This window comes from Paenibacillus sp. 32352, from assembly GCF_002042965.1.
Classification (GTDB): Bacteria; Bacillota; Bacilli; order Paenibacillales; family NBRC-103111; genus Paenibacillus_S; species Paenibacillus_S vulneris.
In genome coordinates this window covers 14,350-32,108 of the sequence record NZ_MZNT01000013.1, presented here as the reverse complement: position 1 = coordinate 32,108, position 17,759 = coordinate 14,350, and the positions used below count along the sequence as shown (strand labels likewise).

At 49.1% G+C, this 17,759-nt stretch carries 20 protein-coding genes; 16 read left to right on the top strand and 4 right to left on the bottom strand.

From position 1 onward, the window contains the following. The first annotated feature begins 10 nt into the window (after positions 1–10). The 6 genes from B1728_RS26300 to B1728_RS26275 all read left to right on the top strand — a co-directional run bounded on the left by B1728_RS26300 (position 11) and on the right by B1728_RS26275 (position 5,048). Positions 11–247 carry a hypothetical protein gene (locus B1728_RS26300; protein WP_079913400.1) on the top strand — a complete coding sequence of 79 codons (237 nt, stop codon included), beginning with the start codon at positions 11–13 and terminating at the stop codon, positions 245–247. Beyond that, entirely contained in the window at positions 244–642 is a 399-nt protein-coding gene (locus B1728_RS26295) for a hypothetical protein (protein WP_079913399.1), read from the top strand. Before B1728_RS26300 ends, B1728_RS26295 begins: the two co-directional genes overlap by 4 nt. A 7-nt stretch (positions 643–649) precedes the next feature. Beyond that, on the top strand, positions 650–1,144 hold the full coding sequence (locus B1728_RS26290) for a hypothetical protein (RefSeq protein ID WP_079913398.1): 495 nt from the start codon (positions 650–652) through the stop codon (positions 1,142–1,144). A gap of 37 nt (positions 1,145–1,181) precedes the next feature. After that, complete coding sequence (locus B1728_RS26285; protein ID WP_079913397.1) at positions 1,182–3,002, top strand: hypothetical protein; 1,821 nt, start codon at positions 1,182–1,184, stop codon at positions 3,000–3,002. A 24-nt stretch (positions 3,003–3,026) separates the two neighbouring features. Beyond that, complete coding sequence (locus B1728_RS26280; RefSeq protein WP_079913396.1) at positions 3,027–3,662, top strand: S-layer homology domain-containing protein; 636 nt, start codon at positions 3,027–3,029, stop codon at positions 3,660–3,662. Positions 3,663–3,848: 186 nt separating this feature from the next. Beyond that, positions 3,849–5,048: a M24 family metallopeptidase gene (locus tag B1728_RS26275; protein WP_179136215.1), complete on the top strand. Its 1,200-nt coding sequence runs from the start codon at positions 3,849–3,851 to the stop codon at positions 5,046–5,048. Positions 5,049–5,188: 140 nt separating this feature from the next. Here the strand turns inward: B1728_RS26275 and clpP are convergent, their stop codons facing one another. The 3 genes from clpP to B1728_RS26260 are packed head-to-tail and all read right to left on the bottom strand — an operon-like array spanning position 5,189 to position 6,766. Further along, positions 5,189–5,776 (bottom strand): ATP-dependent Clp endopeptidase proteolytic subunit ClpP, encoded by a 588-nt coding sequence (gene clpP / locus B1728_RS26270; protein WP_079913394.1) that lies wholly within the window; start codon positions 5,774–5,776, stop codon positions 5,189–5,191. A gap of 43 nt (positions 5,777–5,819) precedes the next feature. Then, positions 5,820–6,158 carry a hypothetical protein gene (locus B1728_RS26265; protein WP_079913393.1) on the bottom strand — a complete coding sequence of 113 codons (339 nt, stop codon included), beginning with the start codon at positions 6,156–6,158 and terminating at the stop codon, positions 5,820–5,822. Then, positions 6,155–6,766 carry a winged helix-turn-helix domain-containing protein gene (locus B1728_RS26260; RefSeq protein WP_256865522.1) on the bottom strand — a complete coding sequence of 204 codons (612 nt, stop codon included), beginning with the start codon at positions 6,764–6,766 and terminating at the stop codon, positions 6,155–6,157. Before B1728_RS26260 ends, B1728_RS26265 begins: the two co-directional genes overlap by 4 nt. A gap of 399 nt (positions 6,767–7,165) precedes the next feature. On the opposite strand from B1728_RS26260, the gene B1728_RS26255 reads away from it, so the two are divergent. From B1728_RS26255 to B1728_RS26245, 3 genes are all read left to right on the top strand, one after another. After that, positions 7,166–7,762, top strand: a complete 597-nt coding sequence (locus tag B1728_RS26255) for a DedA family protein (protein WP_079913392.1) — start codon at positions 7,166–7,168, stop codon at positions 7,760–7,762. Next, entirely contained in the window at positions 7,762–8,445 is a 684-nt protein-coding gene (locus B1728_RS26250) for a response regulator transcription factor (RefSeq protein ID WP_079913391.1), read from the top strand. Before B1728_RS26255 ends, B1728_RS26250 begins: the two co-directional genes overlap by 1 nt. 217 nt (positions 8,446–8,662) lie before the next feature. Further along, entirely contained in the window at positions 8,663–9,523 is an 861-nt protein-coding gene (locus B1728_RS26245) for a sensor histidine kinase (protein ID WP_179136214.1), read from the top strand. 408 nt (positions 9,524–9,931) lie between these two features. On the opposite strand, the gene B1728_RS26240 is transcribed toward B1728_RS26245, so the two are convergent. Then, entirely contained in the window at positions 9,932–10,141 is a 210-nt protein-coding gene (locus B1728_RS26240; protein ID WP_079913389.1) for a hypothetical protein, read from the bottom strand. Between the two features lie 168 nt (positions 10,142–10,309). Here B1728_RS26240 and B1728_RS26235 point away from each other — a divergent pair, with 168 nt between their 5' ends. From B1728_RS26235 to gatC, 7 genes are all read left to right on the top strand, one after another. Next, positions 10,310–11,368, top strand: coding sequence for a MerR family transcriptional regulator (locus B1728_RS26235; RefSeq protein WP_079913388.1), 1,059 nt, complete (start codon positions 10,310–10,312; stop codon positions 11,366–11,368). Between the two features lie 184 nt (positions 11,369–11,552). After that, positions 11,553–12,305: an SDR family NAD(P)-dependent oxidoreductase gene (locus tag B1728_RS26230; protein ID WP_079913387.1), complete on the top strand. Its 753-nt coding sequence runs from the start codon at positions 11,553–11,555 to the stop codon at positions 12,303–12,305. A 27-nt stretch (positions 12,306–12,332) separates the two neighbouring features. Next, positions 12,333–13,013 carry an SDR family oxidoreductase gene (locus B1728_RS26225; RefSeq protein ID WP_079913386.1) on the top strand — a complete coding sequence of 227 codons (681 nt, stop codon included), beginning with the start codon at positions 12,333–12,335 and terminating at the stop codon, positions 13,011–13,013. A gap of 64 nt (positions 13,014–13,077) precedes the next feature. Further along, entirely contained in the window at positions 13,078–13,884 is an 807-nt protein-coding gene (locus B1728_RS26220) for a 6-carboxytetrahydropterin synthase (protein ID WP_079913385.1), read from the top strand. A 40-nt stretch (positions 13,885–13,924) separates the two neighbouring features. Beyond that, positions 13,925–16,468: an EAL domain-containing protein gene (locus B1728_RS26215; protein WP_256865521.1), complete on the top strand. Its 2,544-nt coding sequence runs from the start codon at positions 13,925–13,927 to the stop codon at positions 16,466–16,468. Positions 16,469–16,868: 400 nt separating this feature from the next. Then, the gene (locus B1728_RS26210; protein WP_079913383.1) at positions 16,869–17,249 is read left to right on the top strand and encodes an ATPase; all 381 of its coding nucleotides are present in this window, start codon (positions 16,869–16,871) and stop codon (positions 17,247–17,249) included. Positions 17,250–17,466: 217 nt separating this feature from the next. Beyond that, positions 17,467–17,754, top strand: a complete 288-nt coding sequence (gene gatC, locus B1728_RS26205; protein ID WP_079913382.1) for an Asp-tRNA(Asn)/Glu-tRNA(Gln) amidotransferase subunit GatC — start codon at positions 17,467–17,469, stop codon at positions 17,752–17,754. The last annotated feature ends 5 nt before the right edge of the window (positions 17,755–17,759 follow it).

The window sequence follows — 17,759 nt, the reverse complement described above, 5'->3', positions numbered from 1 at the left end:
CGAATAACGAATGAAACCGGCTTTGGAGAAGTTTTTATTAATTGCGGCAACGCTGGCTGCTATCGGGATTTTTATTTTTGTAGCCTTATGGGGATCGATTAAAGAGAAGAAAACGCAAATGGACGACTTGTTCAACAATACCAACGTCCCCACCTCGTATCATTATCAAATCAAAGGAATGCCGCAGACGGACTCCGTAAGGGTGGAGAATCCGCTGGCCGTAAGCTCTGAGTTCTTGACGGTATGAAGGCCGCTTTGGTGGAGATGCTGACGGTTTACATTTTAATGCTTCTGCTGTTCCAGCCGATCCTGCACGACATTTATTCGACACGGGCGAATGCGGTCGAGATGGTGCTGGATAGTGCGATCCAGAAGGCGGCCAATGCCGACAACGGCCGATTTACGCCGGAAATTATCGAGGAGATGCGGGGAACGCTCGTGCATACCTTTTTGCTGGATGCCAGCGATATCCGGTTTACCGGCACGACAGAGCTTACACCGAGGGGAGAATATATTGAAGGGAAGCTATCGGTGAAAAGCACGCCCAGATGGCTCTTTCGCAGCCAGTTCGGCAGTCTCGACCGCGACCCGCCCGAAATCGTTCGTTATGCAAAGCAAATGAGCGAAGCTCTGGTACGGTGAACCGGATATGAATCGGGTGCTGCTTCTCATTTTTGTAATTCTGATGTTTCTATATACGACAAGCTTTGAAGCGGACCGTTACGTGACCGAAACAACGCATAATCGGCTCAAATTCGCGATAAATCGGGGAGCGCACGACGCTGCCTTGCAGGTGAAGAAGGACCGGCTTGCCGAAGGGGAAATCGTATTTGAGCGGAGCGATTCCAGAGCCGCCTTCGAAGCGGGCATGCGGTACAACCTGCAGCTCGACACAACAGGGGAGCCTTATACAGGAACCCTATTGAAGGATCGGCCGATCGTCGTATTCGAGGACTATGTGGATGACAGTACGCCAGGAGTGCGGTTTCCTTACAGCTACGTTCGGGAGAGTGAGCACATATCCAAAGTGCTGAAGGGGCCTGCCGTCATTTACAAGGTCAAGGTGAAGCTCCCCAGAACCAATGGGCTGTCCTATAACGGTGATGTCTATAAGACGGTCATTTACGAATATCCGCTGGATTAAGCAGACTTGTTCAATAAATGAGGTGGATAACATATTGATGAAAAAAGCAACGAAACTGGCGTCAGCCGGACTGCTTGCGTGTGCTGTGTTTTGTTCGCTGCTACCCGTCGGCACGGTACATGCAGCCGCTTCCGTACCGCCAGCCCCAAGCCTAATCCGGGTAGACAATAGACCAGCGGGAACGAGTGATCTCGTGACGGTAAGCGGTTTGTCGCCCGGGGACGTCGTGAAGGTATACGCAGACGGAGGTGCGGCTTCACCTATAGGGAGCTCTACGGTAAGCAGCGGTTCATCCAGCGCTACGGTAATAATCGATCAGTTAGGCTCGGCGGGCGGGCATATATACGTTACGGTAACGCAGCCTTCCTATTCCGAGAGCCGGCGTGTCGTCAAATCATTCCCGGAGGAGCCGGTCTCCGCTGCTCCTGCGGTGACCTCCATACGCATATCCAACCGGTCGGGCGGCGCAGCCGACCAAATTACGGTACGAGGTCTTCACGCTGGGGATATGGTAAAGGTATATAAAGATGCATCCAAAACAAGGCTGATCGGTTCCGGTACCGTAGCATCGAGCACGACCGATGGAACCGTCATTTCGGTCGGTCAGCTTGGCCCGGAGGAAGGCGTTATCTATGTGACTGTAACCGAGCCGGGCAGAAGAGAGAGCCGGGTGGTAGAAAAGGCATATGATGCGGAGCCGAGAACGGGCAGGCTGCAGCTTGATCAAATACGAGTTATCAATGAGCGGGGGTCAAATGATCATGTTATCGTTTCACAAGTGCAACCGGGCGATATTATCAAGCTTTACGCTACCCTTCGGGACTCCTCAGCCTTAGCTCAAGCCGTTGTGGCCGCAGGGGCATCCACTGTTGATATTCCTCTCGCGCTTCCATCTACGGAGGGAGGCCAGGAGAGCATTTATGTTACGGTAACGACCTCACCGCTTTTGGAGAGCGAACGCATTTCGAAGCGATATAGTCCTGAACCTGTGACGACGGCATTAGCTCCAGGAATGATAGTCGTGACTAATGAGCAGGAAGGAACGGACGACCAAATTGAAGTTTTTGGCCTTGCACCGGGGGATATCGTCAAGGTATATCCGTCTTTGGATGCCCCGCATCCTTTGGCTGCGACAACGGTCAGTTCCAATTCCTCTTTAGCGGTCATCAAGCTCGGGCAGTTAGGTAAGCAAGCGGGCTATATCTATTTAACGGTCACTTCGGCATCCGGAAGAGAGAGCGCCAGGACGGTTAAAAGCTACGCGGCTGAGCAGGCGAGCCTTGCTCCATCGCGCTCGGATATTCAAATCCGCAACACGGCGGGGGCTAACGATACGGTTACCGTAATAGGGCTTCAACCAGGCGACAGGGTCAAGGTGTATGCGGAGGAAGCGGCTGCAGTTCCCATCGGTACGGCGATTGCGGACGCAACGGAAACCGCCGTTGTACATACCGCTTTACCGGAAACCGGGTATGGCACCGTGTATGTTACGGTAACCCGATCGCAGGGGGAGGAGAGCCCGCGAACACCTAAAATTTATGCGGCGGAGCCACTAACGCTGCCGCTCTCCCCTAACCACATTTACGTTAAGAATGTTACCGATCCTAACGTTGACGAGGTGACCGTGACCCATCTCAAGCCCGGGGATACAGTGAAGCTATATGCAGATGCCGAGTCCGTTCAGCCTCTGCTCACGGCATGGGGATCACAGGCTGTCTCTACTGTGCCGGAAGGCGGCTCCGTCGTGACGATCCCGCGTTTGCAGCTGAACTCAGAGGGCGGCAGGCTGTTTGTGACGGTGACCTCGCCGGAACGCCGCGAGAGCAGCCGTGTTCTTAAGGTGTATGAGGCAGAATAATTAAGATGAAACGAGGTAAGAGCCATGTCTACGATCAGGAGACAAACCAATAAAATGAAATTGCTGTTTGCGGCTGCATCCATTGTGCTTATTCGCAGGACTGCTTATGTACTTGCGTTGGCAACTCTGCCATTTGCCTTTGCCTCTGGCGGAGGCTCGGCCCAAGCCGGTCCGGATCCTACCGAGTTTAGCGATATGAATGACCACTGGGCAAAAGTGCCCGTCCAGGAAGCTGTAACAGAAGGCATCGTCTCCGGCTACGATGATGGGACATTTCGTCCAGACCGCATGGTTAACCGGGGGGAATTCATCGATATGCTGATTGCCGCTCTGCATATTCCATTGGCAGCTTCGTCTTCGGATCGCAGCAGCAATGAGGCCAGACTTCAGTCGCTGCGTGATATCGGCCTTCTGGAGGATAAAGATGCTCCCGCCGATGAGCTGGGTCAAGAGCTGCAACGTTCGGAGATGATTCGGCTGGCGCTTCGTGCTGTGGACCCTGAAGCGGGAAAGGCCCAGCCTTCTGAACAAAAAGAGCAGGCAATCGCTGCAGGCTTAATTGAAGAGGATGGAGAGGAATCGAATGACTCTCGAACGGTGACACGCGCCGAGGCGGTCGTCGTGCTTCAGCGCTTGAAGCAGCTTGTTCAAGTAAGGTAATCTTTCTGTTTCGGATAGCTTCATAAACTTGCTTTGAAAAAACCAGATGCCGGCATAGGTGGATGCAGGCAGCTGGTTTTTTGTTTACATTTTCTATTTCCAGGCCTCTCCAAAGCTTGTTGAAAGCATGGAGAAGATGGGGTACTCTAACAAAAGAGACAGCAGCCAATTGGTACCTAGGAGTGAATGACATTGAAGGAAAATGTGTTGCGTATTCAACGCTTGCAGGAGCGTTTGCGTCAGAGCCGGATGGACGGCTGCATGATTACTCAAAATGTGGACTTATATTATTTTACCGGCTCGATGCAGACCGGCTATTTGTTTGTCCCGCGTGACGGAGAGGCTGTTTTTTTCGTACGCCGCAGTGTCGTAAGGGCACAGGAGGAATCGGCGATAACGGTAGAGGCGCTGGGCTCATTTCGCAGCTTCGGGAAGCGGCTTGCCGAAGTGTTCAGCCCTTTGTTTCAGCAGGCCGCAGGCTCCCGCAGGCTAAAGCTTGCGGCGGAATTTGACGTGCTGCCGGTGCAGCAGCTGATGAGGCTGCAAAATGTGCTGCCCGATGTCGAATGGGTGGACGGTTCGACAATCGTCCGTGAGCTGCGGATGATCAAGTCCGCTTCAGAGATAGCCTGTATAAAGGAAGCGGCGCGTGTCATCGATCTTGCTTTCGAGCATTCTCTGGGCATCCTTAAGCCAGGGATGACGGAGCTGGAGCTAATGGCCGGTATCGAACAGTTTATTCGCCTTCAAGGCCATATAGGGGTCATGAGGATGCGGGGGTATAATCAGGAGGTCATTACAGGGATGGTTGGGGCCGGAGATGCCGCCGCTACTCCGAGCTATTTTGACGGTCCGGCAGGGGGCAGGGGCTTGAGCGCCGCGGTTCCGCAAAGCGTCAGCCGCCGGCCGATTCAAGCCAACGAGCCGATTTTGCTGGATGTCGGCTGCTGCATCGACGGGTATGTGATCGATCAGACGCGGACTGTAGTGATAGGCGATTTGCCGGAGGACCTCATCCAGGCGTATGATACGTCGGAGCAAATCCTCCGCAGCGTCGAAGAGATGCTGAAGCCGGGGACGGTATGCGAGCGGCTGTATATGCATTCGCTGCTTATGGCGCATGATGCGGGCCTAAGCGATCACTATATGGGCTTTGGCGACGATCAGGTCAAGTTTCTTGGTCATGGGATCGGCCTCGAAATCGATGAGCTTCCCGTACTGGCCAAAGGCTTCAGCTATCCGCTCCAGCAAGGAATGGTCATAGCGATAGAGCCGAAATTTACATTCCCGCAGCGCGGGGTTGTCGGTATTGAGAACAGCTATGCGATTACCGATGCCGGATTTGAGAAGCTGACCGTTACCCGGGAAGGCCTGATCCGGATATAGCCTGCTCTTTATAAGCCAACAGCCGGAAAGGCAGTGAATTCACTGTCTAGCCGGCTGTTTTTCATTGAACCGCTGTTTTTTTCCAAGTAAACGAAAGGGAACTTATTGGTGTTCATTTCAAGTATTCGTTCGAAAAAAGCTTACGACTGTACCCGTTCGATCACTTTGTCGATAATTCCGTATTCCTTGGCCTCAACGGCGCTCATGAAATAATCTCTGTCTGAATCCTTTTCTACTTTTTCGAACGGCTGTCCGGAGGTTTCAGAGATAATTTTGTAGAGCGTATTCCGCGTCTTCATAATATTCGCCGCACGGATTTGGATATCGGACGCTTGCCCTTGAGTACCGCCCCAAGGCTGATGGATCATAATCTCCGAATTCGGAAGCGCGAACCGTTTGCCCTTTGCTCCCCCTGTCAGCAGAACCGCTCCCATCGAAGCGGCGAATCCGACGCAGATCGTCGATACATCCGGCTGAATAAACTGCATGGTATCGTAGATGGCAAGCCCGGCAGTGGTCGAACCGCCCGGAGAGTTGATATACAGATGGATATCTTTCTCGGGATCCGCCGCTGCCAGAAAGAGCAGCTGCGCAATAATGCTGTTCGCTACCTGATCGTTGACCTCGGAGCCAAGAAACACGATGCGATCCTTCAATAACCGGGAATAAATATCGTATGACCGCTCACCGCGGCCCTCTTGCTCAATAACCATAGGAATATAGCTCATGCTCCTACCTCCATTTCATTGTCGAACCTGCCGGTTCCTTGTATTAAGCGGCCTTGCATTGAATATCCGTTTGTCTCGACATATAGCTTCGTTTGCCGCCGAATCCGGAAGATACCATGATGAGCTTGACTGGCGGCGTTTGGTCTTCCGTGTTTAGCTGCCATTCCTGAACCAGAGCCTCTTCAGAAATAACCTGGCTTTGGCCTGACCTGTATTGCTCCAAATCCACAACCTTAGTGAGGGGCTCTGAAGATACCTTCTCTCCCGAATCGGCATTTTGTCTGATAACAAGCAAAGGGGAAGACGGCTTTACAGCCTCCGATGTTCCGGCAGCATTTACGTGCTCCTTTGCTTCACCTTCATGAATCGTATTCTCACTCATTTGGATGGCTCTCCTTCCGCAGCCTTCGGATAGACAGACAAAATCACCTTATAGAGGGGTGAATTTTGACCGTTATCGGCGGCTTTTGCATATTTTCCAACCAGCTGCTTTACCATTTCCACGTAATCGGCAATAAAAGCTTCCCGGTCTTCGCCGTCGAGCAGAGGGACATCCATCTGCAGAGTAGCGCTTGGAATTTCGGTGCCTTTCTCCGAATGCTCCATGAGATAGACCGCGTCCTTCTTCATTTGCTCTGCGGTTGTGATGAGTTGGGCCAATGACCCGTGCTCCTTCAGCCGCTCAATCGTCTCCTCGGACAAGCTTAATGATTCGGCCAAAACGAAAGTTTTGGCGATGGACTGATACAGCACCTCAACAAGATTGCGAACCTGCCTCGTACCGACTCTGCGAATTAGACCGGTTTTCTCCAGCGCCTTCAAATGATAGTTCATCCGTTGAGGCGGCTCGTTGATCATTCTCGCCAGCTCGGCAGCCGAAGCAGGCTCTATAAGCCGTGAAACGATGTCCGCACGGAGCGGATTCAGCAGGGCCATCGCTTGATCGGGCGACTGGATGAGACAGCTTTCCATAATATCCTGCTGCTGCAAGCCTAACCAACCTCCATACAGTATTATACTTACGTAAAAATATTTTATTACGTTGTTTTGTTTTTGTCAAAGGGCTGATGACTCTGCATTTTTTGAGCGAGAAGAGTTTAGGGGGAACAAGGCTTGGGTAGGATGAAGGAGTTGCTTCCTGATTTTTGGTTTATCAGGACTTTTCTACTTTAAACATGGCTGATGGGATCATGGTGGCTGCCTTATATCTTCAGATTTTCTTAAGAAATATCTCCATTGGTTCCTTAGATTTATCCGTTAATATAAAAACTGCATGAGCGAGTCAGTAACTGAAAAAATATGGGAAATGAGGGAGAAGCGAAAGCAGCGATTTCGCGCTCTTTAAATTTCCACCGGCTTTGATATATGCAGATAAAGGAGGGGCTTTAAGTGAATTATGATACGTTGATTCATTGGATTGCACAGTTCGGTTATGCTGCTTTATTCTTTGCGTTATGGCTCGGAATTGTCGGGATGCCTATACCGGATGAGGTTGTCGTTATGACCGGAGGAGCTGTCGGCAAAGCGGGTGTACTCCATTCGACCCCGGCATTTATTGTCACTTATTTAGGGGTTATTTCCGGGTTATCCCTTGGTTATATTCTTGGCAGATTTTTTGGTTCGAGGGTACTGGATAAGCTTCGGCGTAAAAAAAATATGGAGAAGCACATCCAAATGTCAGAACGACTGATAAACAAATATGGCAATTTTGCCTTGAGCTTCAGCTACTTTATTCCAGTGGTCAGGCATATTGTTCCCTACTTAGTCGGCATTAATAAAATGTCCTTTCGCCGTTATATCCTCTATTCTTATACAGCGGGTCTTGTTTGGACGGCTGTCTTTTTTGTAATCGGCCAATTTGCAGGCAGCCATGTAGAGACAATGGGGACCATGCTTTATCACTACGGTTTATACGCCGGCCTTGCCTTGCTTGTAGTGATCTTCATTTTCTTGATTCTAAAAAGCCGGAAAAGGAGCAAAGCCTAATGGTTACAGTGCTTGTCGTCGATGATGATTCGGAAATTCGGGATGTCATTCATGTATATTTGCGGAATGAAGGATACCATGTTATAGAAGCCGCTAATGGCCTGGAAGCCTTAGAACTATTAAAGTCAAACCCTGTTCACCTGATTATATTAGATGTGATGATGCCCCGAATGGATGGCATAAAAACCTGCCTGAAAATCCGGGAAACCTCCATGTTTCCTATTATCATGCTCTCGGCCAAGGAAGAGGACATTGATAAAATTACAGGCCTCACCACAGGTGCCGACGATTATGTTACCAAACCGTTTAATCCGTTGGAATTACTGGCCCGGGTCAAAGCTCAGTTAAGGCGGCAAACGTTCACGGAGAAAGAACCGGACGCTTCCCTAATCCATATTCAGGATCTGATTATAGATAAGGCCAAGCATTCCGTAACTATGAAAGGAAAAGAGATTTCGCTGACGCCGCTTGAGTTCTCCATATTAGAGCTGCTTGCAAGTCACCCCGGTCAAGTATTTAGCGCGGATACAATTTATGAAAGCGTGTGGAAGGAACCGACCGGATACTCAGATAATACGGTGATGGTCCACATTAGGAATTTACGTGAGAAAATAGAGGATGTCCCAAGAGAGCCGCGCTATATTAAAACTGTTTGGGGAGTAGGGTACAAAGTTGAAAAATAACGGGTCCGACCTAATAATAGGCAAAAGAAGCATTCGCTTTGAACTATTTTGGGCATTTGTTTTCAGCTTCATCATCGCATGTATTACTTTCTTCGTTGTAGCATTTTGCGCCGGTCTATTTATTAATCGATTTCAAGCGGGATATTATTTTGTTAATCTTGCCCCTGTTTGTTTTGTAATAGCTTTCGTTTTTTCTTTCTATAAACTAACCCGCCGCATGGTTAAATACATTATAGCTTTGGCTGATGGGCTTCAAACCATCTCCGAAGGCAATTTGAACTATAGAGTTCCCCTTATACGTAAGGATGAACTCGGGCAGGTCGCCTTTAACATCAATTTGATGACAGAACGATTGCAGCAGCAGATCGAAAGGGAACGCAGTATGGAAAGCTCCAAAATGGAGCTGATTACAGGTGTTTCCCACGATTTGCGGACGCCGCTTACTAGCATTATTGGCTATCTGGAGCTGTTAAGATCGGATTCATTTCAAAACAGAGAAGAATATACACGGTTTGTTCAGAATACGTACAACAAAGCCATTCATTTGAAAAAGCTGATCGATGATTTGTTTGAATATACGCGTCTTACCACTTCCGACATCCGATTAGATTTGAGAACGATTGATGTTCGTCAGCTTCTGGATCAGATGCTGTTTGAGTTCGAACCGCTTTCGGAGGAGAACGAAATTCAGGTCATTAAAAAGACAGGTGATTCCCCTGTTATGGCTTTGATAGACAGCGGTAAAATGGCCAGAGCTATCGATAATCTATTGATGAATGCCGTCAAGTATTCCGTTAAGCCGGGAACGATTTGTGCTATTTTGAAGTCGGACGAGCAGCGATTTTATATCGAGGTCGAAAATAAAGGCCAACCCCTCACGCAAGAACAAGAGGATAAATTATTTGATCGATTCTATAAAGTCGATAACTCCCGGAGCAGCGAAGGCATCCAATCGGGTGCCGGATTAGGACTTTCCATCGCCAGAAACATTATCGAGCTGCACGGAGGGGCTTTAAAATTAACCCATTCGAACGGCATTTATATATTTACCATTGCGGTTCCCTTCCGAAATTCATAGATTCTTCCTTATAAGCCCTTAGTTTTGTATAATATTGGAAATAGGGGAGGGAATATGAAAATGAGAATTATTGTGCAGTCATAGAAAATCCAAAGCTGCTGCTCAGCATGAATAAATCCAACAAACCTATCCGCCTTGTATGGGGGTAAGGGACTTCAGCGGATTTCTGCCGCAGGAGCGGGGGGCCAAACTCAACACAAGCTCACCTGCATCTTATCGATCCCGTAAAAATAAGCAAGGGCATCCCAGTGAAACGGCTTCTATTAGCCATTTGGGGTGCCCTTGCTTAATTTAGTAGTTAGCTTGTATGAAGGTCAAACAGGGTCAATCCTGGACTTAAACGACGTGGGGCTATAAGATAAAAGGATTGCAGCGGACGAGGAAGCGCGAAAGTGAATGCTGCAATGGTTAGCTGAAGGCCCAAATAGCATAGACCAGATAGCCGCCTACGATAGTTATAATGTAATAGATAGAGAGCCGCAGGAAGATTTTTCCGGTACTTTTATCGTAGGACGGGTTGCCTTCTTTATTTTTTTGCGATATACCGACGGCTATGGTGGCAATAAGCCCGAACATGCCTACAATGAATATAAGGATGTAAAATACGGTCAGATTCACAGGATCACCTTCTCATGTTCACAAATTCATTAGCCATGATTACTATTTTCATTGTACAAGAAGATCCTGCAAACGAAACCATCCAATTGGATGATCATTAGACCATCCAGTTTCTAAGGATACACCGGCCCCGGTACCAACCGGCGCTTTTTCTTTAGGAGGCTGCATATGAAAATCAACGAGCTCGCCAAGCGGCTGGGCGTAACGCCGAGAGCGATCCGATTTTATGAGGAGAAGGGCTTGCTTCATCCGGAATATGAAGAGAACGGGTACCGCCGATATACGGAGGAGGATATGTGGCGCCTTCAAACGATAGCCGCGTTCCGGGAAATCGGACTTGGCATTGATGTCATCGCCAAGCTTCTCCATTATGCGGACAGCGGGGATAGGGAGACTTACCGGCATTATTTGGAGCTGCAGCGTGCCGTCTTATTTGACCAGTGGGTGGAGTGGAAGCAGGTGCTCGCTGCCATGGACAAGCTGATTGAGAAATCAGGGGATATGGAGCCGCTCCGGCTGGACGATCTGTTTACGCTAGCCGACCAGATCAAGCAATTGAAGCGTACCCGATCCGCCTGGGAGGACCGCTGGGGGTATGATCTGATGGCCGAACGGTTCGATCAGACCAGTGTCAGTACGAGCCCGGTAGGCTTCATCGCCTCTTCGGAAGAGTACGAGAGAGGGCTGTCCTATACCGTACAGTGGCTTGCTCCGCAGCCCGGAGAAACAGGACTGGACATCGGCGCCGGGACGGGCAATTTGGCGGGGAGGTTACAGCAAGAAGGGGCGACGATGTACGCAGTGGAGCAGTCCAGGCAAATGCTTGCCAAATGCCGGAGCAAATACCCGGCTATTTGTGCCAAGCTGGGCAATTTTTTAGCGCTGCCGTTCTTTGAAGGGCAGTTTCATTTTGTTGCGACCCATATGGCCTTCCACCATTTGACCAGAGAGCAGCAACTGCTTGCGCTAGAAGAGATGAATCGGGTATTAAAGCCGCAAGGGAGGATGGTTATCACCAGTCTCATGTTCGAGCATGCCCAAGCGGCTGAGGAGAAGCTGTCCGAGCTTAGGCGGACGGGGAACCCGAAGCTGGTGGCGGAGCTTACCGGGAAGCATCCGGCAGACCGTTCCCAGCTGCTTCAATGGTTTCGGGACCGGGGCTTCATTACGGTTCAGCAGCAGCTGAACGATTGGATTCATATGGTGTATGCCGTCCGCAAGCAGTAATGGCCCCATTTGTTCTCCAAATAAGAACAACTTTAAACCAAAACTGACTTTCAGCCCCATTTTATGCAATAAAATATACTTTTCATTTAAAAGTTAGCTTAAGGATGCAGGGTAATATCTACATTTGTCGAAAGGATAATGGAATGAAATAATCTTGTTGAGAAATTGATTTAGGAGAAGACGGATGGATATCGCTGTAGTTACAGGTGCGGGTCGGGGAATCGGCGCGGCTATCGCGCAGAAGCTGGCCTCGGAAAAGTTAATGGTTATCTTCATTGCTAACAAAAGCGTGGAGTCGGCCGAACAGAAGGCACGAGACATCCGCAAGCATGGAGGACAGGCCGAGGTCGTTCCATGCGACGTCACGAAGAAGGAAGACATTGAACAAGCTCTGCGTACCATTGAACACCGCTGGGGAATTCCCTCCGTGCTGATTAATAACGCAGGAGTAGGCGGTCCCTATCACGCTATCGATCAGGTAAGCGAGGAGGAATGGGATTGGATCATGAACACCAACATCAAGAGCATGTTTCTCTTCTGCAAATATTTGCTTCCCAGAATGAAAGAAGCGGGCTACGGGCGCATTGTGAATCTGTCATCGATCTTCGGCGTTCTCGGCGGAGCTCAGTCCGTCGCTTATTCAACGAGCAAGCACGCAATTATCGGTTTTACGAAGTCTATTGCCGCAGAGTGGGGACCCTACGGGATCACTTGTAATGCCTTGTGTCCGGGTTTTGTCGATACGGATATGGGGGTTCAGGAGCAGCAGGTCAATAATCACCACGCCCGCATCATTGAGAAATCCCCGGTCAAGAGGGTTGGAACCCCCGAGGAAGTGGCGGATTTGGCTTATTATCTTGTCGGGCCGTCGAGCTCGTATGTGAATGGCGCTTCATTTTTTATAGATGGAGGGCTTTCGGCCCATGCCGGAATTTAAACCGTAGGAAGGGGAAGAAGCAGCATTATGGAACAAAAGATCGCTTTAGTAACAGGAGCATCGAGAGGCATTGGCGAAGCTATCAGCAGGGAGCTTTCTAAAAACGGTTACATGACTTATGCAGGAAGCCGCAGTGCTAACGAGCTGCAAAGTTCGGAAAATCTCATCCATCTTCCGTTGGATTTGCGGTCGGAGGACAGTATTCGCGAAGCATTTCGCGTGATCGAACGAAATCATGGGGTCTTGGATGTTCTCGTCAACAATGCGGCGGTAATGATTAACAAGCCGTTCGAGCAATTCGAGCGTGAGGACTGGGAGAATACATACGCTACCAACGTGTTTGGTCCGATGCAGTGCATTCAGCAGGCGTTTCCCTTGATGAAAGACAAAGGCGGCCGGGTGATCAACATTTCCTCCATCATGACGGAGCGGCCTTTGCCGCAATCAGCCATGTATACATCCTCCAAGCAGGCGCTTAACGGATTAGGCGAGGCACTTAGCGAAGAGTGGTACCCGCACCGCGTTTACTTGACCAAGCTGTGCTTGGGAGCGACTTACACAGACTTGTGGAAGGGCGTTGAGGGCTTCTCGAAGGACGATATGCTTCAGGTCGAGGACGTTGCCCGGGCAGCTGTTTTCATCGCGCAAACTCCGCTGCATGTTCGTATGGATGAAATCAAAATGACCCCGCCCAAAGGAGTACTGTAGTACTATTACATAACAACTTCAGACTGCAACGTAAACATTCATTCCAAAGATGGGAGCTAAGCACATGATTTATTTAAGCAGGAAGCTTCATTTTTCCGCGGCCCATGTGTACTGGGTTGATGAGTGGACGGAAGAAGAAAATCAAAGAGTGTTTGGATTATGCAGCAATCGTCATGGTCACGGACACGATTATGTCCTGGAGATTATGGTTCGGGGTGAGCTGGACCCCAAGTCGGGTATCGTCGTCAATATTACCGACATTGATAGAGTAGCCAAAGGCTTGATAGAGTCGGAGCTGGACGGCAAGTTTTTGGACAGGGAGCACCCGTATTTTCAAGAGCATATGCCGACGACGGAAAATATCGTCCGGTATTTGTGGGAGGCACTGGACGGCAAGTTTCCGGATTGCGAGCTGTATCAATTGATTTTAAGAGAAAATCATTATTTGCATGCGGAGAAGGGAAGGGATTCTATGGTTCGTCTGACTAGAAAATATCATTTCAGCGCAGCGCATCGTCTTCACAGCTACTTGTTAAGCGACGAGGAGAATAAGCGGATTTTTGGCAAATGCAACAACCCTAACGGGCACGGCCACAACTATTATCTGGAAGTCACCGTACAAGGAGAGCCGGATTCCGTAACCGGCATGGTCATGAATTTGGCGGATCTGGATCATATCGTAGATGAAGTGGTCATCAAAAAGTTTGACCATAAGCATTTGAATCTGGATACGGAAGAATTTAAGGATTTGAATCCTACATCGGATGTGGTCGTCAAGGTGATTTGCGAAATGCTGGCGCCTCGCATTCCTAAGCTTTTTAAAGTCGGTTTATGGGAAACAGAGAAAAACTACTTCGAATATTACGCATGACATCATAGTCCCGTGACTCGGTCTGGATGGAGGGATTCCTTTGCCTCTTAGAAAAAAACTAGCTTTGACCTTTATTCTTGTTGTAACGCTGATTATGGGCTTGTACAACTGTTTGAACTATTACTTTTCCCGTGACCTGCTGATGAAGGATCAGGAAAAGCAAACGGATATCCTGGCGAAGCAGATCGGGATTTCCATCGAACAGTCCCAATTCGGCGCGCAGTATGTGGAAGATTTGATTGGCAATAAATTACGGGCCGTGGCGATTGCAGCGCAGAATGCTCTGGATCCTGACATTAACAACATATCGAATGAAGAGCTTGTGCGGCTTTCCGAAAAACTAGGGGTTTCCCACATCACGCTTTTACAACGGGAAGGCAACGACATAAAGGGCGGCAAGTCATCGGATGCGAAGGAAATCGATATGAGCACCAAGGACTGGGATTATTGGTTCGATGCATTCAACCAGCTGTTCGATCATCATAATGTAACCATAGCCCAAGGCCAGAAGCTCCCTAACTTCTGGTCGGGGCCGGTAAATATCGCCGCATCGGACCCGGATCATGTCGACAAGTGGGGCTACTATTACGACGGCACAACCAATTACATTATTAATCCCTATATTCGGGATACCCAAATCCTGAAATTCCAGCAGATCCTTGGTCCGGAATCCATCCTGGAGAAAATATTGAAAAACAATACAAGCGTGCTGGAGATTACTGGCTTTAACCCCAGAACGTTTGGCAAACCTCCGCTGTATACCGAGGTGAACGGGCAAAAGTACGTCGATTTGGTAAACCGGGATATTCAGTTTGGACAATATGCGTATAAAGAAGCGAACGATGTTCAGAATGTCCTGGCTTCCTTTCAATCGGGCAAGCTGATCAGTGTCGTAACGGAATCGAACGGGAAAAAGGTACTGAAGACGTTCATTCCGATTCAATCCGACAATCCGTATATCATCGGGGTCGTGACGGATTATCAAATTATTCAGGATATTTTAAATGAGCAGCTGCTGAACAATATTGTTATTTCCTTGATTATTCTGCTGTTCGTGCTGTTCGTAAGCTTCCTGCTTGCGGACTATATCGTACGTCCAATTAACCACATTTTGTATAAGGTGAATGAAATCGCCGAAGGCAATTTCGGCGCCAAGATTGCCATTAATCGAAATGATGAGCTGGGCTGGCTGTCCAAGCGGGTCAATACGATGTCCATGAATCTGGAAGCATATACGCAGGAGCTGAAGGACAAGAATGCGGAGATAGAATTTCGCGCCAATTACGACTTTTTGACAGGTCTGCCCAACATCAGGCTGTTCAACGAGCATTTTACGAAGACGCTGGAATCGGTTAAAAAGGACGGCTCTTCCATTGCGGTACTCTTCCTGGATTTGGACCGTTTTAAATGGATCAACGATACGTTCGGACATTCCAGCGGGGATTATTTGCTGAAGGAGGTCGCTCAGCGAATCCAGGGCATGGCCGGCGGCAACGAGATGGGCTCCCGGATAGGAGGAGACGAATTTGTTCTGCTTCTGCCCGGCTATTCCCGCGAAGCTACCGAACAGAAGGTCGAGCAAATCCTGCAGCTGTTGTCGCGTCCTGCCTTGTATGAAGGCCAGGAGCTGTCCGTCACCCCTAGTATCGGGATCAGCATGTTCCCTTGCGACGGTGAAGATATCGATACGCTGGTGAAAAATGCCGATATCGCAATGTACCGCGCCAAGGAGCAGGGACGGAACAACTACCAGTTTTATGCGTTGGAGATGAAGGACAAGATCGTGCGAAGAGCCGCGCTGGAAAAAGGATTGCGCAAGGCGCTGGAGCGCGAGGAGCTGACGCTGTATTATCAGCCTCAGGTTGATTTGATCACAGGGAAGATCGTCGGAGTCGAAGCATTGGTACGGTGGATTCATCCCGAGAACGGGCTCATTTCCCCGTTGGAATTTATCCCGATGGCAGAGGAGACCGGCTTGATTGCTCCAATGGGAGAATGGATCCTGTACACCGCCTGCAAGCAAATCAAGCTGTGGGAGGAGAAGGGCTTTCCTCCTATGCGCGTATCGGTCAATCTGTCGGCCCGCCAGATTCAACAGCAAAATCTCGTTGACTATGTCCGGCAGGTGCTGAAGGAGACGAGTCTGGATCCGAGACTCTTGGAGCTGGAAATTACCGAGAGCATCGCCATGTATAATGAGGATTATGTAATAGGTAAGCTGAATTCCTTAAAGCTGCTGGGCATCCAGATAGCAATCGATGATTTCGGAACCGGGTATTCCTCTTTGAATTATTTGAATAAATTCCCAATCGATACGCTGAAGATAGACAAATCGTTTATAAGCCAGGTCAAAGATACTACCGATAACAGGGAGATCATTATGACTATTCTGGCTATGGCCCGCAACCTGAATCTGAAGGTGATTGCCGAAGGCGTAGAGACGATAGAGCAGCTTCATTTTTTGCAAAACAACAAGTGCAATGAAGCCCAAGGATATTTTTTCAGCAAGCCGTTATCGGTGGAGGATTTTGAAGAGCTGTTCGAGCAAATTGCGCGTTCCGCTGCGGGAAAGGTCGAAAGCTAGCCGGTGCTCTGCTTCATGCAGGCCTGGCTGGCACAGCCGTCTCTTAAGATTCACACGGGAAATAGCTTGTTCTGCCGTAATCCATAGAGTCTATGGCTGGTCTCCCGCAATACGCTGCAGGCAAACTGTGCCATATTGGCCGGTTCCTTGCATTAAAGAGGGAAAATGTCCGCGGAATTCCGCCGGTGTAAATATAGCAAATCTTCATAGGGGCGTCAGGCTTGTCTATCATTGCTTATGCCCAAAAAAGATGATAAAATTAGTAGAATTAATCATAAACGTATACCAATACTCATGGCTCGACTTAATAAACTTAAATGAGATTGTTTCTTACTAGCTCATCAGGGATCCAATTCGGGCATGAATCAGATAGGCACGTTAGTCTTGGGAGGAATGGCATATGCTGCGTTTGGGACAGAAGGTATATATCGTCGCAGACAGGTTTGAGCAAAATTTGCCCGTTGGAGATTACGGATATATCATCGCGTATGACCGGAATGCGGATAATGTGTTTGATTACGTGGTACGTGTACCTAAAATAAATAAGCATTTCTTCGTCTCGGCCGATGATATCGAGCTGGAGGAAGTGTTGATTCAGCAGGAAGTAGACCGTTTGGAGCGGGAAGCTTTGATCGATTTTGCTTTGGCCACAAGGAATGAAGAGCTGTTCCGGCGGATTATGAACGGGGACGAAGAGCCGGAGGAGCAGGCGGAAGCGGCGAAGGATGTACAGTCGCAGGAAGAATTTATCAAACAAATCAATTTAAAGGCTTGGATCTAATTCAAAGCTCGGGTAATTCCGATGTCCGGCCTTAGTATGCAGTCCGTTCGGAACGTTACGCTCCGTTTACGGGCTGTTTCTTTGTATTTGGGGTTCGCATCAGGGCTGGAATTAGGTAATTGAGTTCAATATTCATCTGGTTTATAATATAAGGATGAGTTTTCGTCCATTTTGTCGAAAATAATGACAGGAAAGACTATGAAGCGGGGGGCAGTCCATGAGTGTTTCAATAAAAGATGTTGAGCATGTCGCCAAATTGGCGCGACTTGAGCTAGGCGATCAGGAGAAGGAACTTTTAACCGTGCAGATGAACGCCATTTTAAAATATGCCGAGAAATTGAACGAGCTGGATACAGACGGCGTAGAGCCGACCAGCCATCCGATGCCGCTTTCCAATGTGATGCGCGAGGACGTGGCAAGACCGTCTCTGCCGATTGAGAAAGTGCTTCTGAACGCGCCGGATGAAGAAGACGGCCAAATCAAAGTACCTGCCGTACTGGAATAACCGCA

Excerpts from the sequence above, each read along its gene's own strand:
- B1728_RS26300 (WP_079913400.1), top strand. The coding sequence starts at position 11 with ATGAAACCGGCTTTGGAGAAGTTTTTATTAATTGCGGCAACGCTGGCT.
- B1728_RS26295 (WP_079913399.1), top strand. The coding sequence starts at position 244 with ATGAAGGCCGCTTTGGTGGAGATGCTGACGGTTTACATTTTAATGCTT.
- B1728_RS26290 (WP_079913398.1), top strand. The coding sequence starts at position 650 with ATGAATCGGGTGCTGCTTCTCATTTTTGTAATTCTGATGTTTCTATAT.
- B1728_RS26285 (WP_079913397.1), top strand. The coding sequence starts at position 1,182 with ATGAAAAAAGCAACGAAACTGGCGTCAGCCGGACTGCTTGCGTGTGCT.
- B1728_RS26280 (WP_079913396.1), top strand. The coding sequence starts at position 3,027 with ATGTCTACGATCAGGAGACAAACCAATAAAATGAAATTGCTGTTTGCG.
- B1728_RS26275 (WP_179136215.1), top strand. The coding sequence starts at position 3,849 with ATGACATTGAAGGAAAATGTGTTGCGTATTCAACGCTTGCAGGAGCGT.
- clpP (WP_079913394.1), bottom strand. The coding sequence starts at position 5,776 with ATGAGCTATATTCCTATGGTTATTGAGCAAGAGGGCCGCGGTGAGCGG.
- B1728_RS26265 (WP_079913393.1), bottom strand. The coding sequence starts at position 6,158 with ATGAGTGAGAATACGATTCATGAAGGTGAAGCAAAGGAGCACGTAAAT.
- B1728_RS26250 (WP_079913391.1), top strand. The coding sequence starts at position 7,762 with ATGGTTACAGTGCTTGTCGTCGATGATGATTCGGAAATTCGGGATGTC.
- B1728_RS26245 (WP_179136214.1), top strand. The coding sequence starts at position 8,663 with ATGGTTAAATACATTATAGCTTTGGCTGATGGGCTTCAAACCATCTCC.
- B1728_RS26235 (WP_079913388.1), top strand. The coding sequence starts at position 10,310 with ATGAAAATCAACGAGCTCGCCAAGCGGCTGGGCGTAACGCCGAGAGCG.
- B1728_RS26230 (WP_079913387.1), top strand. The coding sequence starts at position 11,553 with ATGGATATCGCTGTAGTTACAGGTGCGGGTCGGGGAATCGGCGCGGCT.
- B1728_RS26225 (WP_079913386.1), top strand. The coding sequence starts at position 12,333 with ATGGAACAAAAGATCGCTTTAGTAACAGGAGCATCGAGAGGCATTGGC.
- B1728_RS26220 (WP_079913385.1), top strand. The coding sequence starts at position 13,078 with ATGATTTATTTAAGCAGGAAGCTTCATTTTTCCGCGGCCCATGTGTAC.
- B1728_RS26210 (WP_079913383.1), top strand. The coding sequence starts at position 16,869 with ATGCTGCGTTTGGGACAGAAGGTATATATCGTCGCAGACAGGTTTGAG.
- gatC (WP_079913382.1), top strand. The coding sequence starts at position 17,467 with ATGAGTGTTTCAATAAAAGATGTTGAGCATGTCGCCAAATTGGCGCGA.